Genomic DNA, 13579 nt, shown 5'->3' on the forward strand with positions numbered 1-13579 from the left:
CATTCGAGCGTAGCTATGATGAGTTGTCTAAAAATTGGCATCTCAGATGTCACTCACAGGCGTCAGGCTCTTTTCGATGATTTTTTGAACGCATTCACAAGGTGGAACCGCGAGAAAAAAATCTATCTTTTTGCCTGTTTTTTGCTCTTTTTGAGGTTTGGGATTGTTCCCATTGTGGCTTTTGGTGGTCTTTTGAGGCTGCTTTTGCGTGGGCCATGCTACCCATCAGATACGCGAATGGGCGCTTGTGGGTGGCTTTTCTCTTTACCCGGCAGCACTCGCTGGGGTGGGCGTGAGGTGTGATAAGCAGATATGGGTCGTGCGGCCTGATTAATTTTATTTGCTTATATATACAAGCCATTTAAAAGATAGGTTTTTGGAATTATAAATAACTTGATTATATTCGTTTTATATTTAATGAAGCTTTCCAATCAAGCCATTTAAATATATTGAATGGCAATGACACGGTATTGATGGTCGTTTAGGATACCTTGCCAGAGAGATCGTGGTGGCTGGTGCATCAGTTGGCGGCGGGTGGCCGGTGACACTTCCCCTTGCCGGGGCCCTTGACCTGACCTGCGAATTCAGGGAAAAGAAAAGGGCGGTGCTATCAGCGCCGCCCAATGCCAGGAAAGAGAAAAAACCTTACGGTTTAAAAGATAAAAATTTGGAAGCAAACAATCGATTTCTCAACCAGGAAGGGTCTTGAATTCGATACGTTTCGATTATGCGCGATGTTCTATGCAGCACTAGCAAAATGTTTGCGGGTTGAAAGATATGCACTGTCTGGTGTCAGATTTTGCGACCTCATCGTTCAACTGGTCTGTCCTGATGGGCGTTATAGGCGATTTTTTCTCTGGGCTGTTTTTTCGGTGTCAATATCTGAGCCTTGAAGGTAAAAACAGGTCAGAAGCTGACTCGGCATAACCATGCAATGAAAGTGCGATAACAAGGAAGAGTGGCATGACCTACAGCCAGACCCTGGCCAACAATATTCTCGACACCCTGAAGAAGACCCTGACCGACAAGGGGATCCGCTATCAGACGCTGGCGGAGGCGATGGGTGTCTCCATCGCGACCGTGAAGCGGATGATGAACAAGCCCTCGCTGCCGTTCGATACTCTGCTGGAGATCTGCCATCTGGTGGGGCTCTCGTTCGAGGAGCTGCTGGATCGCACTCAGGACGCCCAGAGCCGCCGCGCCGTCTTTACCCAGGAGCAGGACGAGGCGTTTCACAACGAGCCGGGGCTCTACGCTTTTCTCGCCAATATCTTCTGGCGCGACAAGACGCTGATCGATCTCAAGCGGGAGTACGGCCTGACCGATGCCTCCTGCTACCTCTATCTGCGCAAGCTGGAGAAGCTCGGCATTTTGCAGCTCGGTATCGACAACAGTTACCACTTCCTGATCAGCGAGCGGATCAGCTTCGAGCAGCACAGCCGCTTCGCCCGTCAGCAGGCACGGCAGGCAATGTCGGTGCTGGGGGAGTATCTGGTGGAGAACATGCACAAGTCGAACAACTATATGGCGCTCTGCCAGCTGCACCTCAACGAGGGAGAGGCGATGGCGCTGATCGACCGGATGAAGGAGTACTGGCATCAGGAGATCAAGCTCAACCGCCCCGCCATCGGCCAGCAGGAGCACGCCAAGACCTACACCATGTCGCTGCAACTGGCCGACTGCGGCTACCAGAGCTTCGACGACATGATCCCCAATATCGACAACTGATCCCGGCGGATCCTGCGGGATCCGTGTCTGCTCGTGAGTCTGAGAGTGGTTACTCTGCCAGTTGCATGGGCTGCGCTTTGGCAATGATGGGTTGCAGCGCCCGGGTATCGAGACAGATACGAATGGCATCCGGTCGCCAGTGTTCGATATCGCAATCCACCAGACCACCCCGCTCGTCGTAATTGACCCGCACCAGCCGCAGCACCGCGCTCCCCTCCGCCAGATTGAGGGCGCGGGCGATGGCGCCCCGCGCTGCCGAGGGGGTGATCTCGAGACTCGCTCCACCCTGGCCTATGCCATAACGCTGCTGATAGAGCTCGGTGAGGGAGCTGGCCAGCGGCGCGCTGGCGATATCGGGAAAGCGGCTCGCCAGCAGGTGGTGGCTGACGTGCAGTACCGGGCGGCCATCGATCAGCCGCTGGCGGCGGATTTCATAAAGTGGGGTGAAGGGTTCCAGCCCCATCCAGCGGCAGAGCTCACTGCTGGCAAGCTCGCCGCCGTGGGCCAGCACCCGGGTCTCGGCGGTGCGCTGCTGCTCGCCGATCCACTGGTGAAAGTGGGTGTGGATGGCGGGGTCGTAGGTGAGGCGGGGCGGTGCCACGAACCAGCCGCGCCGTTCGGCCCGGTAGATAAGGCCGTCTGCCTCGAGGCTGGAGAGCGCCTCCTTGATGGTGATGCGGGTGGTGGCGAAGCGTTCGCTCAGGGCCCGTTCGGCGGGCAGCTGCTGCCCGGCCCCCAATTGGCCGCTGCCGATATAGCGGCGCAGGGTCTGGCAAATCTGTTCGCACTTGGAGGAGGAGCGGCCATCGGCCATGCTCTGTTCGTTCACTCTCTGCTCGCTCAATCTCGGCTCGGTCACACTCTTGTCCCTGTTGCTTATTCAGAAGGCGGGTGGCTGGCCAATCCCTTACTGGAATAGTCCAGCCTCACTCGGGTTCAGAGTTGTAACCGCTGTGGATGACAGCGCCATGACAGGGTGATTGTCATCAAACTGCCATTAAAGCGCCCCGCCACCGTCACAATTCCCCTCTAGCATCCCTCTCGAACCTTAACTGACCTAGTCCAGAGGGATGGGATGATGAAAAGCGTGATCGCAAGTGCACTGGCCATGGTGGCCATCAGCCAACCGTTGTTTGCCACAAATAGCTATGCAGCCGAAAATATCGCGGATCTCGAAAAGGCCGCCCGCGGTGAAGGCCAGCTCCACAGCATCGGCATGCCCGACAGCTGGGCCAACTGGAAGGATACCTGGCAGCAGCTGGGCAGCATCTACGGCATCAAGCATCAGGATACCGACATGAGCTCGGCGCAGGAGATCGCCAAGTTCGCCGCCGAGAAGGCCAACGCCACCGCCGATATCGGCGACGTGGGCGGCGCCTTCGGTCCGGTTGCGGTCAAGCAGGGGGTCACCCAGCCCTACAAACCCTCCACCTGGGCCGATATTCCCAACTGGGCCAAGGACGCCGACGGTCACTGGATGCTGGCCTATACCGGCACCATCGCCTTCCTGATCAACAAGGATCTGGTCAAGGCCGCCCCCACCAGCTGGCAATCCCTGCTGGGTGGCGACTACAAGGTGACCCTGGGTGATGTGGGCGTAGCCTCCCAGGCCAACAACGGCGTGCTGGCGGCGGCCTATGCCACCGGCGGCAGCGAGAAGAATCTGAAACCTGCACTGGAGCTGTTCGGTCAGCTGGCCAAGCAGGGTCGTCTCTCCCTGAACGATCCCACCATCGCCAATATCGAGAAGGGCGAGGTGGAAGTGGGTGTGCTGTGGGACTTCAACGCCCTCAACTACCGCGACCAGATCGACCCCAAGAAGTTTGATGTGGTGATCCCGAGCGACGGCTCCGTCATCGCCGGTTACACCACCATCATCAACAAGTGGGCCAAGAACCCCAACGCCGCCAAACTGGCCCGTGAATACATCCTCTCCGATGCCGGTCAAATCAACCTGGCCCGTGGCTACGCTCGCCCGATCCGCAGCAATGTGACCCTGCCGGATGACGTGAAGGCCAAGCTGCTGCCCGCCGAGCAGTACGCCAATGCCAAGCCGGTGCAGGATCACGCCGCCTGGGAGCAGAGCTCCAAAGCCCTGCCGCGCCAGTGGCAAGAAACCGTCATGATCAACATGCAGTAAGGGAACCCAGTGCAACACAAGGTGATAGTGGTACTTGTGGATGGTCTGGCAGCCGAGGTAGCCCACACCATGGGCTACCTCGGTGGCATGGTGGAGGCGGGGCGGGGCCTGCATACGACCCTGAATGCGGCCCTGCCGTCTCTCTCCCGACCCCTCTACGAGTGCATCCTGACCGGCGTGCCGCCGGTGGTGAGCGGCATCACCCACAACGGGGTGAGTCGCCTCAGTCTGCATGACTCCATCTTCCATCTGGCCCGCGCCGCGGGTAAACGCACCGCAGCGGCGGCCTACCATTGGGTGAGCGAACTCTACAACCGCAGTCCCTGGCTGGCAGCCCGCGATCGCTTTACTCACGACGAGCAGTTGCCCATTCAGCACGGCTGCTTCTACTGGGATGACAACTATCCCGACAGCCATCTGCTGATGGATGGCGAGTGGCTGCGCAGCCAGTACGATCCCGATTTTCTGCTGATCCACCCGATGGGGGTGGACGATGCGGGCCACAAGTTTGGCCTCGATTCCCGCCAGTACCGCAATCAGGCGCGCCGCATGGACAGCCTGCTGGCCGATCTGCTGCCCCAGTGGCTGGCGGAGGGGTATCAGGTGGTGATCACCTCGGATCACGGCATGAACAACGACCTGAGCCACGGCGGCACCCTGCCGGAAGAGCGCACCGTGCCACTCTGGCTGTTTGGCGATGCCTTTATCGAGCGCTGGCCGGATGGAGTGGCGATCGCCCAGACCCAGCTCTGCGCCCTGATGGCCGATCTGTTGGGCATTCCCCACGACAAGCCGGCAGCGCCACCGCTGCTCAAGGCCGCCTTTATGCGCGAGGTGCACTGATGATGCCTGCCACCACCGAGATCCTCGCGGATCAACCCGTGGCCACCAAGCTCCGGGTGCGCCGCCACTGGCTGCCCGCACTGGTATTGCTGCCGTTTATCCTCTTGATGATCCTGTTCCAGCTCGCCCCCATGGTGTGGGTGCTGGTGGGCAGCTTTCAGACCCCCGATGGCTGGGGCCTCGACTACTACCGGGAGATTTTGAGCTCCCCCTTCTACCTGCAATCGTTCGGCAACTCGTTGCGCATTGCCGGTATCGCCAGTCTGGCAGGGCTTGCCATCGGCACCCTCGGGGCGGCGGCGCTGCGTCACAGCGGTGAGCGGGTCAAACGGCTGCTGCTGGCCTTCGTCACCATGACCGGCAACTTCAGCGGGGTGCCGCTGGCATTCGCCTTTATCATCATTCTCGGCATCAATGGTGCAGTGACTCTGCTGCTGAAATCCTGGGGATTGATCGACGGCTTCAACCTCTACTCGGGGTCGGGCCTTATTCTCATCTACACCTACTTCCAGATCCCGCTCGCCCTGCTGTTGCTCTACCCGGCCTTCGATGCGCTGCAGGATGAGTGGCCGCAAGCGGCCGCGCTGCTGGGGGCGAGCAAGGGGCAGTATGTATGGCACGTGGCGCTGCCGGTGCTGACGCCTGCGCTGCTCGGCACCCTGATCATCCTGTTTGCCAACGCGGTGGGGGCCTATGCCTCTGCCTACGCCCTCACCACCGGCAACTTCAATCTGGTGACCATCCGGGTGGCCAGTCTGGTCTCCGGAGATATCTTCCTCGAGCCCAATATGGCGGCGGCGCTGGCGGTGATCCTGATGGTGCTGCTGGGGGTGGTGACGGCCGCCAACCAGTGGCTGCTGAAAAAGAGCTATGTGAACAAGGGGCAATCCCATGCATGATTTGACGCCGCGCTGGCCCAAGTGGGTGCTGGGTGGGCTGGTTGCCACCCTGCTGCTGCCGCTGTTGGCCACCTTTCTCTACTCCATCTCCACCCGCTGGGGGGCGACCCTGCTGCCGGATGGCTTCACCCTCGACTGGTATCTCAAGCTGTGGGGCGATCCGCGCTTTCTGGCGGCGTTTGGCCGAAGCCTCCTGGTCTGCTTCGCCACTCTGCTGCTGGGGACCCTGGTGCTGGTACCGACCGTGCTGGTGGTGGCCTACTACTTCCCCAAGTTGGATCCCTGGATGAACCTGTTGATCCTGCTCCCCTTCGCAGTGCCGCCGGTGGTCTCCTCGGTGGGGTTGCTGCAGATCTACGCCGACGGCGTCCTGCCCATCATCGGTACGCCATGGATCCTGATCGGCACCTGGTTCACAGTGGTGCTCCCCTTTATGTACCGGGCACTGGCCAACAGCCTGCAAGGGGTACCGCTCAGGGATTTGATGGATGCCGCCCACCTGCTGGGGGCGAGCAGTCGCCGCGCCTTTCTGCTGGTGGTGATCCCCTGCCTGCGCAAGGGATTGCTGGCGGCGCTGTTTCTCTCGCTCTCCTTCCTGCTCGGCGAGTTCGTGTTTGCCAACATGCTGGTGGGCACCCGTTACGAGACCCTGCAGGTCTACCTCTACAACATGCGTTCAACCTCGGGCCACTTCACCAGTGCGCTGGTGATGAGCTACTTCCTGCTGACCCTGCTGCTCACCTGGGCGGCCAACAGATTTCATCGGTGAATCAACATGTTCCATCTAGAAGTGAATCAACTGCACAAATCTTACGGCGACACCAGAGTGTTCGAGGGGATCGAATTCGGCATTCGCAAGGGGGAGCTGGTGACCCTGCTCGGCCCCTCCGGCTGTGGCAAGTCCACCCTGCTGCGGGCGCTGGCCGGGCTCACCCCGGTGGATGGCGGTCAGGTGCGGGTGGCCGGTGAAGATATCACCTGGCAGGAACCCCAGAAGCGGGGCATCGGCATGGTGTTCCAGAGCTATGCGCTGTTCCCCAACATGACGGTGTGGGACAACGTTGCCTTCGGCCTCAAGATGAAACCCCAGCCGGGACGGGATCTCGCCGCCAGCGTGCAGGAGGCGCTTGAGCTGGTGGAGCTGATCGGTTTCGAGCGCCGCTATCCGGCCGAGCTCTCCGGCGGCCAGCGCCAGCGGGTGGCACTGGCCCGGGCGCTGGTGGTGCAGCCGCGGATCCTGCTGCTGGACGAGCCGCTCTCGGCGCTGGATGCCCGCATCCGCCGCAGCCTGCGCCAGCAGATCCGCGAGATCCAGCAGCGCCTTGAGCTCACCACCATCTTCGTGACCCACGATCAGGAGGAGGCGCTCACCATGTCGGATCGGATCTTCCTGATGAACAAGGGAGCCATCGTCCAGAGCGGCACGCCGGAGGAGATCTATACCCGCCCCGCCAGCGAGTTTGTGGCGAGCTTTATCGGCAACTACAACCTGCTTGGCGCCGAGCAGGGCAAGTCGCTGTTCGGCCCCCGTTTTCAGGGCAAGCTGGCGCTGCGGCCAGAGTCCATCACCCTGCTGCCCGCCGGGGCGACCAGCAGCGAACCCAGCCTGCCCGGCATCGTTCGCCAGCAACAGCTGCTCGGCAACGTGATCCGCTATCAGGTGGAGTGCGAGGCGGGGCTGTTGACGGTGGATTGCCTCAACCGTTCGGCTGGCGATCTGCTGGCCACCGGCAGTGCCGTGACCCTGGCGGTGGCCCGGGATCAACTCTGTGAGGTAGCATGAGGCCGCATTTCATTTCCATTTTCACTGCGAGGAGCGCCCATGGCACTGGCACTGTTTGATCTGGACGAGACCCTGATTGCGGGGGATTCCGCCAGCCTCTGGCTGGAGTACATGGTGGCCGAGGAGCTGGCCCCCGCCAGCATGATCGCGGAGGAGCAGGCCATGATGTCCCTCTACCATCAGGGCAAGATGGACATGCACCAGTATATGGCCTTCACCCTGCAACCGCTGGCGGGCAAGACGCGCCAGTGGCTCGACTCGCTCTCTACCCGCTTTGCCGAGCAGGTGCTGCGCGAGCGCCTCTACCCCGAGGGGTTGGCGCGCATCGAATGGCATCGGGAGCGGGGCGACGATCTGGTGCTCATCTCCGCCTCCGGCGAGCATCTGGTGGCCCCCATGGCGAAGATGTTGGGGATGGATCACTGCGTCGCCATCCTGCTTGATGAAGAGGAGGGGATGCTGACCGGCCAGACCCGCGGCACTCTAAGTTTTCGCGAGGGCAAGGTGGCCCGCATCAACCAGCTGTTTGCCGGCAGGGACCACCTCTGGCAGGGGAGCTTTGGCTACAGCGATTCCCACAACGATCTGCCCATGCTGCGGGCAGTGAGCCATCCCCATGCGGTCAATCCGGCCCCCGCGCTGCGCCAGCAAGCCGAGGAGCTGGGCTGGCCGGTGTGGGAGTGGCAGCGCTGAGTCGCGCGCCACACTGGCTTAACGTGCGGCAAGAAGCACGATAAACAAAGAGAGAGGCTGTAGCCTCTCTCTTTGTTTGTGCTGACGGCGTTGTGGTTGGTGCTGGCCGCTGTAGCTACCCCTCGTTGGTTTGTTGTCGGGGCTCGCCAAAGGCGGGAATGTCCTCCTCGGCACTCTGGTGAGGGGGGTGGCGCAGCGGGAAGCAGATACGGTTTTTCCCCTCCCGCTTGGCCTGATAGACCCCCTTGTCGGCCAGCTCCACCAGCTCTTTGGCCGAGAGTCCGGAGCGGCTGAAGGCCACCCCGCCGCTGATGGTGATGGTTAGGTCGGGTTCGCGCCACTCCAGCTGCTCCACCCCGAGCCGGAACGCTTCCAGCAGGGAGGGGAGCATTGGCTGCTCTTCGCCGTAACGGAAGATCAGCACCAGCTCCTCGCCGCCGTAGCGGCAGAACCAGCCCCACTCGTGGAACAGATTCATGCCCAGCTTGCTCACCCGCTTGAGCACCACATCCCCCGCCTGATGGCCGTGGGTATCGTTGACCCGTTTGAAGTCATCCAGATCGAACATCACCACCCCGAAGGGAGCGCCACTGTTGAGCTGCTTCTGCAGGCACTCGTCGAAGAAGCGACGATTGTAGAGCCCGGTGAGTTTGTCCTGATGGGCTTGCAGGCGGATCTGGGCAAAGTCCTGGCTGGCGGCATCCATCTCTTCATAGACCTTGGCCAGCTCCAGCATGCGGCGGCCGTTGTAGGCTATACCGCCGGAGCGGCTGGCGCGGATCAGCAGGGTGATCTCCCCCAGCATCCGGCGGAAGTAGCGGGACCAGAGCAGGGCCAGCAGCAGATAGAGAATGCAGGCGACGGCAATCATCAGCTGCACGTTGATGGAGACGCTGTCGATCACCTGCTGCATGCTGGCGGTGGGCTCGACGCTGAGCAGGATCCAGCGCTGCTCGGGGATACGGTAGTAGGAGACCATCAGGCCGCTGGCATCATCGAGGAAAAAGCCCTGCGGCAGTTGCATCCGGGCCAGCCAGTCGGGGTGGGCGAGGGGTTTGAATACCCGTTCGCGATCCGGGTGGGCCAGCACCAGTCCGTCATGGTTGAGCAGGATCTGATAGCCAGCCCCCAGAGGGTGAGTCTCATCATGCTTGTTGTTGAGCCAGCTGGTGAGGGGGGTGAGCTGGGTATCCAGCGAGAGTACGCCAACCCGCTTGCCGTCAGGGTCTTCAATCACCCTGGCCAGCGCCATGGTGAGGGTGCCCAAGGTGTAGTCGTAATAAGAATCAGTCCAGACAATCTGTCCGGGATGGCTGGATGCCAGCAGATACCAGGGGCGGGTTCTGGGATCGAACTTCTCGTCGGCCTGCCAGGAGGGGTGGATCAGCATCTTGCGATGCTCGGTGCCCACGTAGACGTAATCGAGCTCCATCACCTTGTGATAGGCCTGCCACTGTTGCAGGTAGCGCTCGCCGTTAAGGATCTCCGGGCCGCTGAAATCCTGATAATTTACCTGCTGATAAATGAGCGTAAACTGGCGTTTGAGGGTCGCTAGATAGGGTTCGATCAGGGTATGGAAATACTGGGTGTTGCGAGCAATCAGGTTCTGTTGTTGCTCGTGGCGCAGGGTGCGCTCCATATGCAGGTAGTAGATGCTGCCGAGCAGCAACACAGGGATAAAGAGCAAGAGGAGGCCCAGCCGCATGCGGGTGATCAAAGACCAAGTGTTCTTGGGCTTGGCGGGGGACATGAACAGATCCTTTTCGTCTCGGGTGACACCAGCATATATGATGCTGTGCGGCTCGTCTAAAGGCAGAAAATGAGATGTTTCCGATGCTGAACCACACTCTGCTCTCAATGATTCATTATGGCAGCATAGCGGTGCTGATCCTTGCCCTCTGTGTCGAGTATCTGATCTTTCGGCGCGGCCTGAACATGCTGCGAGTGCGCCGCCTGCTGCTGGCAGATGGGGTGGCGGCGCTGGCGCTCTTCTCCATCTTTGCCACCGGGTCTCTGCTGGCCCTCGAGCATGCCAGCTCGGTGGCAGAGATCTTTGCCCATCCTGCCCACGGCCTCAAGATGGGGCTGTTTCTGCTGATTGTCGGCTCCCTCGTTTATCCCAGCCGCCTCTTCTATCGCTGGCGTCGCGCCCTGCGTCTGGGCAAGGCGCCGATGATCTCCATTCAGCAGCACTTCCGGGTGGTGTGGATCCTGCGTGGCAATCTGCTACTGATTGCCCTGTTGGCCGTGTTCACCAAGCCCTCGCTGCTGTAACACTCGCGGTGCTCAAAAGCAGTGCGATGCAGCGCGTTGAGAGCGAGAGCGAAGACAAAGAGTGGAGACAAGAGGATAGGGAGGCGGGTATCTTGGATCGGATAACCCGTCACGCGCCGATTTAAGGAGGAATCGCCATGCGCTCCAATCTGATGTTGCTGATGGCTGCCACCATCTGGGGTATGGGCTTTGTCGCCCAGCGCCTCGGGATGGATCACATGGGGCCCTATACCTTCAATGGCCTGCGCTTTCTGCTCGGCGCCCTCTCCCTGCTGCCGCTGCTCTGGTGGCTCAAATCCCGACAACCTGTTGCCGTCGCGGGCGACCATCGCCAGCTGCTGATCGGTGGTGTGCTGGCCGGGCTGGTGCTGTTCTGTGCCGCCTCCCTGCAGCAGGTGGGGCTGCTCTATACCACTGCCGCCAAGGCCGGTTTCATCACCGGGCTCTACATCATTCTGGTGCCGGTACTGGGGCTGCTGCTGCGCCACAAGAGTGGCCTCAATACCTGGATCGGCGCCGTCATTGCGCTGGCCGGTCTCTATGTACTGAGCGTCACCGACGAGTTCACCATCGGCTTTGGCGATCTGCTGCAGGTGGTCGGCGCCCTCTTCTGGGCCGTTCACCTGCTGCTGGTGGATCACTACTCAAACCGGGTTGCCCCCATCAAGCTCGCCGGAGTGCAGTTCGTGGTCTGCGGCCTGCTCAGCCTCGCCACTGCTTTTGTTATCGAAACCCCGACTGTTAGCGGCGCTGTGGCCGGTTGGCAGGCGCTGCTCTATGCCGGGCTGGTGTCGGTCGGGGTCGGTTATACCCTGCAGGTGGTGGGGCAGCGGGGCGCTCATCCGGCCCACGCCGCCATCATCCTCAGTCTGGAGACCGTCTTTGCCGCCGTGGGTGGCGTGTTGCTGCTGGGGGAGACGCTGGACGAGCGCGCCATTGCCGGTTGCGCCCTGATGCTGGCGGGGATGCTCATCTCCCAGATCAGGCTGCGCTGGTGGTGGAAGTCGCGCCGCGACAAGGTGCCGCTGACCAAGTAAACCGCGCTCTGCCTGCATAACAAAAACGCCCCGACTGTCGGGGCGTTTTGCATGGTGGCGGTTTGGATCAGGGGCGTTGATCCAGCTCGCGTTCCAGCTCTACCGCCTTCTGGCGGGCCGGATGGGTATTGAGGCGCTGCCAGTAGGCTTGCAGGTGCGGGAAGTGGGCCAGCTGGCCGCTTTGCGCCAGCAGATCCACCAGGAAGGAGTTCATGATGTCGGCGCCGGAGAGGCGATCCCCCACCAGATAGTGGCGGGTTGCCAGTACATCGTTGAGGTAGCCCAGCACCTTGGCACACTCCGCCTTGGCGTAGTCCGGCAGGAAGCGCATCGGGCTGCCATCCTTGCGCACGAACATGTCGAGCAGCAGCGGCAGGATGCCGGAGCTCTCGGCAAAGTGGAGCCACTGCAGGTATTCGGGGTAGTCGGGGCTATCCTGAGCTGGCGCCAGCCGCTCGGGGGCGTGGCGGACAATCAGGTACTCGGTGATGGCGCCGGATTCGGCCAGCACCCGGCCGTTGAGCTCGATGACCGGCGACTTGCCGAGGGGGTGGATGGCCTTGAGCTCGGGCGGCGCCAGAAAGGTGGTGGCATCGCGCTGATACGCCTTGATCTCATAGGGTTGGCCCAGCTCTTCGAGCAGCCAGATGATGCGTTGGGAGCGGGATTTGTTCAGGTGGTGCAGGACTATCATAACGACCTCGATTCGGTGGCAGGATGGGGTATACGAGCGGGCGAGGGGGGCGGTTCAGCGGCAGAGAAAAAAGAGCGGGCTGATGCCCGCTCCCTCGTTGACTGACTTATGCCTCCAGCGCCTGATCCAGATCCGCCAGAATGTCCTCGATCGCCTCGATCCCCACCGACAGCCGGATCATCTCCGGTTTCACGCCGGCCCTGGCCTGCTCGGCCTCGCTCAACTGGCGATGGGTGGTAGAAGCGGGGTGGCAGGCCAGCGACTTGGCGTCACCGATATTGACCAGCCGCTTGAAGATCTTCAGCGCATCGTAGAAGCGCACGCCCGCCTCGTAGCCATCCTTCAGACCGAACGAAAGGATGGCCGAGGGGCGACCGGCCATGTACTTCTCCGCCAGCAGATAGTGGGGATGACCCGGCAGACCGGCATAGCTGACCCAGGCCACCTTGGGGTGATGCTTGAGGTGGTGGGCGACCCGCAGGGCGTTATCCACGTGGCGCTCCATGCGCAGGCTCAGGGTCTCCAACCCCTGCAGCAGCAGGAAGGCGTTCATCGGCGCCAGCGCCGCGCCGGTATTGCGTAGCGGCACTGTGCGTACCCGCCCGATAAAGGCGGCCGGGCCAAAAGCCTCGGTATAGACCACCCCGTGGTAGGAGGGTTCGGGTTTGGTCAGTTGCGGGAAGCGCTCGGCGTTATCCGCCCAGGGGAACTTGCCCGAGTCCACCACCACGCCACCCAGCGAGTTGCCGTGGCCGCCGACATATTTGGTCAGGCTGTGCACGACTATGTCGGCACCGTGTTCGATGGGCTTGCACAGCACCGGGGTGGCGACCGTGTTGTCGACGATAAGCGGCACACCACGGGCGTGGGCTGCCTTGGCCAGGGCGGCCAGATCGACGATGTTGCCCGCCGGGTTGCCGATGCTCTCGCAGTAGACCGCCTTGGTCTTGTCGTCGATAAGGGCGGCGATGGCCTCGGCGCTGTCATCCTTGGCGAAGCGCACCTCGACCCCGAAACTCGGCAGCATGTGGGCGAACAGGGTGTAGGTGCCACCATAGAGCTGGGGGGTGGAGACGATGTTGTCACCGGCGGCGGTCAGCGCCTGAATGGCGTAGGTGATGGCGGCGGAACCTGCCGAGACCACCAGCGCGGCGATGCCCCCTTCCAGCGCGGCCATCCGCTGCTCCAGCACATCGTTGGTGGGGTTCATGATGCGGGTGTAGATGTTGCCCGGCACCGCCAGATTGAAGAGGTCCGCCCCGTGCTGGGCGCTCTCGAACTCGTAGGCCACCGTTTGGTAGATGGGCACGGCAACGGCCTTGGTGGTGGGGTCGCTGGAAAAGCCGTGGTGCAGGGCCAGGGTCGCATCTTTCATCACACACTCCTTGTTGGATGTTGCTTATGGCATTTATAGATGGATAGACGTCCAATCTATCAGGCCCGTGGCCGATGTAAACAGCAAGATCCGGCAAAGCAATGTCGCCCGCA

The 13579-nt window shown here is 61.4% G+C and carries 13 protein-coding genes; 9 read left to right on the plus strand and 4 right to left on the minus strand.

All coding sequences use genetic code 11. The annotated features are described in order from the left end of the window. Positions 1-963: 963 nt before the first annotated feature. Positions 964-1728, plus strand: coding sequence for a helix-turn-helix transcriptional regulator (locus tag AB5Y86_RS07810; RefSeq protein ID WP_005336490.1), 765 nt, complete (start codon positions 964-966; stop codon positions 1726-1728). Positions 1729-1777: 49 nt separating this feature from the next. On the opposite strand, the gene AB5Y86_RS07815 is transcribed toward AB5Y86_RS07810, so the two are convergent. Further along, positions 1778-2608 carry a UTRA domain-containing protein gene (locus tag AB5Y86_RS07815; RefSeq protein WP_368192542.1) on the minus strand — a complete coding sequence of 277 codons (831 nt, stop codon included), beginning with the start codon at positions 2606-2608 and terminating at the stop codon, positions 1778-1780. Between the two features lie 198 nt (positions 2609-2806). On the opposite strand from AB5Y86_RS07815, the gene AB5Y86_RS07820 reads away from it, so the two are divergent. The 6 genes from AB5Y86_RS07820 to AB5Y86_RS07845 are packed head-to-tail and all read left to right on the plus strand — an operon-like array spanning position 2807 to position 8086. Beyond that, positions 2807-3868, plus strand: coding sequence for an ABC transporter substrate-binding protein (locus tag AB5Y86_RS07820; RefSeq protein ID WP_005355254.1), 1062 nt, complete (start codon positions 2807-2809; stop codon positions 3866-3868). Between the two features lie 9 nt (positions 3869-3877). After that, entirely contained in the window at positions 3878-4711 is an 834-nt protein-coding gene (locus AB5Y86_RS07825) for an alkaline phosphatase family protein (protein WP_149151941.1), read from the plus strand. Then, positions 4711-5610, plus strand: coding sequence for an ABC transporter permease subunit (locus AB5Y86_RS07830; protein WP_127006278.1), 900 nt, complete (start codon positions 4711-4713; stop codon positions 5608-5610). The genes AB5Y86_RS07825 and AB5Y86_RS07830 overlap by 1 nt, the downstream gene beginning before the upstream one ends. After that, complete coding sequence (locus tag AB5Y86_RS07835; RefSeq protein WP_017765538.1) at positions 5603-6379, plus strand: ABC transporter permease; 777 nt, start codon at positions 5603-5605, stop codon at positions 6377-6379. The genes AB5Y86_RS07830 and AB5Y86_RS07835 overlap by 8 nt, the downstream gene beginning before the upstream one ends. 6 nt (positions 6380-6385) lie before the next feature. Beyond that, a complete protein-coding gene (locus AB5Y86_RS07840; protein WP_368192523.1) occupies positions 6386-7393 on the plus strand; it encodes an ABC transporter ATP-binding protein in 1008 nt (335 codons plus the stop codon). 39 nt (positions 7394-7432) lie between these two features. After that, a complete protein-coding gene (locus tag AB5Y86_RS07845; RefSeq protein WP_019445452.1) occupies positions 7433-8086 on the plus strand; it encodes an HAD family phosphatase in 654 nt (217 codons plus the stop codon). 115 nt (positions 8087-8201) lie between these two features. Here the strand turns inward: AB5Y86_RS07845 and AB5Y86_RS07850 are convergent, their stop codons facing one another. Beyond that, a complete protein-coding gene (locus AB5Y86_RS07850; RefSeq protein WP_368192524.1) occupies positions 8202-9836 on the minus strand; it encodes a diguanylate cyclase in 1635 nt (544 codons plus the stop codon). Between the two features lie 83 nt (positions 9837-9919). Here AB5Y86_RS07850 and AB5Y86_RS07855 point away from each other — a divergent pair, with 83 nt between their 5' ends. Both AB5Y86_RS07855 and AB5Y86_RS07860 read left to right on the plus strand, forming a co-directional pair. Next, positions 9920-10360 carry a DUF2214 family protein gene (locus tag AB5Y86_RS07855; protein ID WP_019445450.1) on the plus strand — a complete coding sequence of 147 codons (441 nt, stop codon included), beginning with the start codon at positions 9920-9922 and terminating at the stop codon, positions 10358-10360. Positions 10361-10497: 137 nt separating this feature from the next. Next, complete coding sequence (locus AB5Y86_RS07860) at positions 10498-11397, plus strand: DMT family transporter (protein ID WP_368192525.1); 900 nt, start codon at positions 10498-10500, stop codon at positions 11395-11397. Between the two features lie 67 nt (positions 11398-11464). On the opposite strand, the gene AB5Y86_RS07865 is transcribed toward AB5Y86_RS07860, so the two are convergent. Together AB5Y86_RS07865 and AB5Y86_RS07870 are read right to left on the minus strand one after the other, a co-directional pair. Continuing rightward, complete coding sequence (locus AB5Y86_RS07865) at positions 11465-12091, minus strand: glutathione S-transferase family protein (protein ID WP_368192526.1); 627 nt, start codon at positions 12089-12091, stop codon at positions 11465-11467. 106 nt (positions 12092-12197) lie between these two features. Continuing rightward, complete coding sequence (locus AB5Y86_RS07870) at positions 12198-13466, minus strand: O-acetylhomoserine aminocarboxypropyltransferase/cysteine synthase family protein (protein WP_368192527.1); 1269 nt, start codon at positions 13464-13466, stop codon at positions 12198-12200. Positions 13467-13579: the final 113 nt, after the last annotated feature.

The organism is Aeromonas sp. s8 (assembly GCF_040907785.1).
Lineage (GTDB): Bacteria > Pseudomonadota > Gammaproteobacteria > Enterobacterales > Aeromonadaceae > Aeromonas > Aeromonas veronii.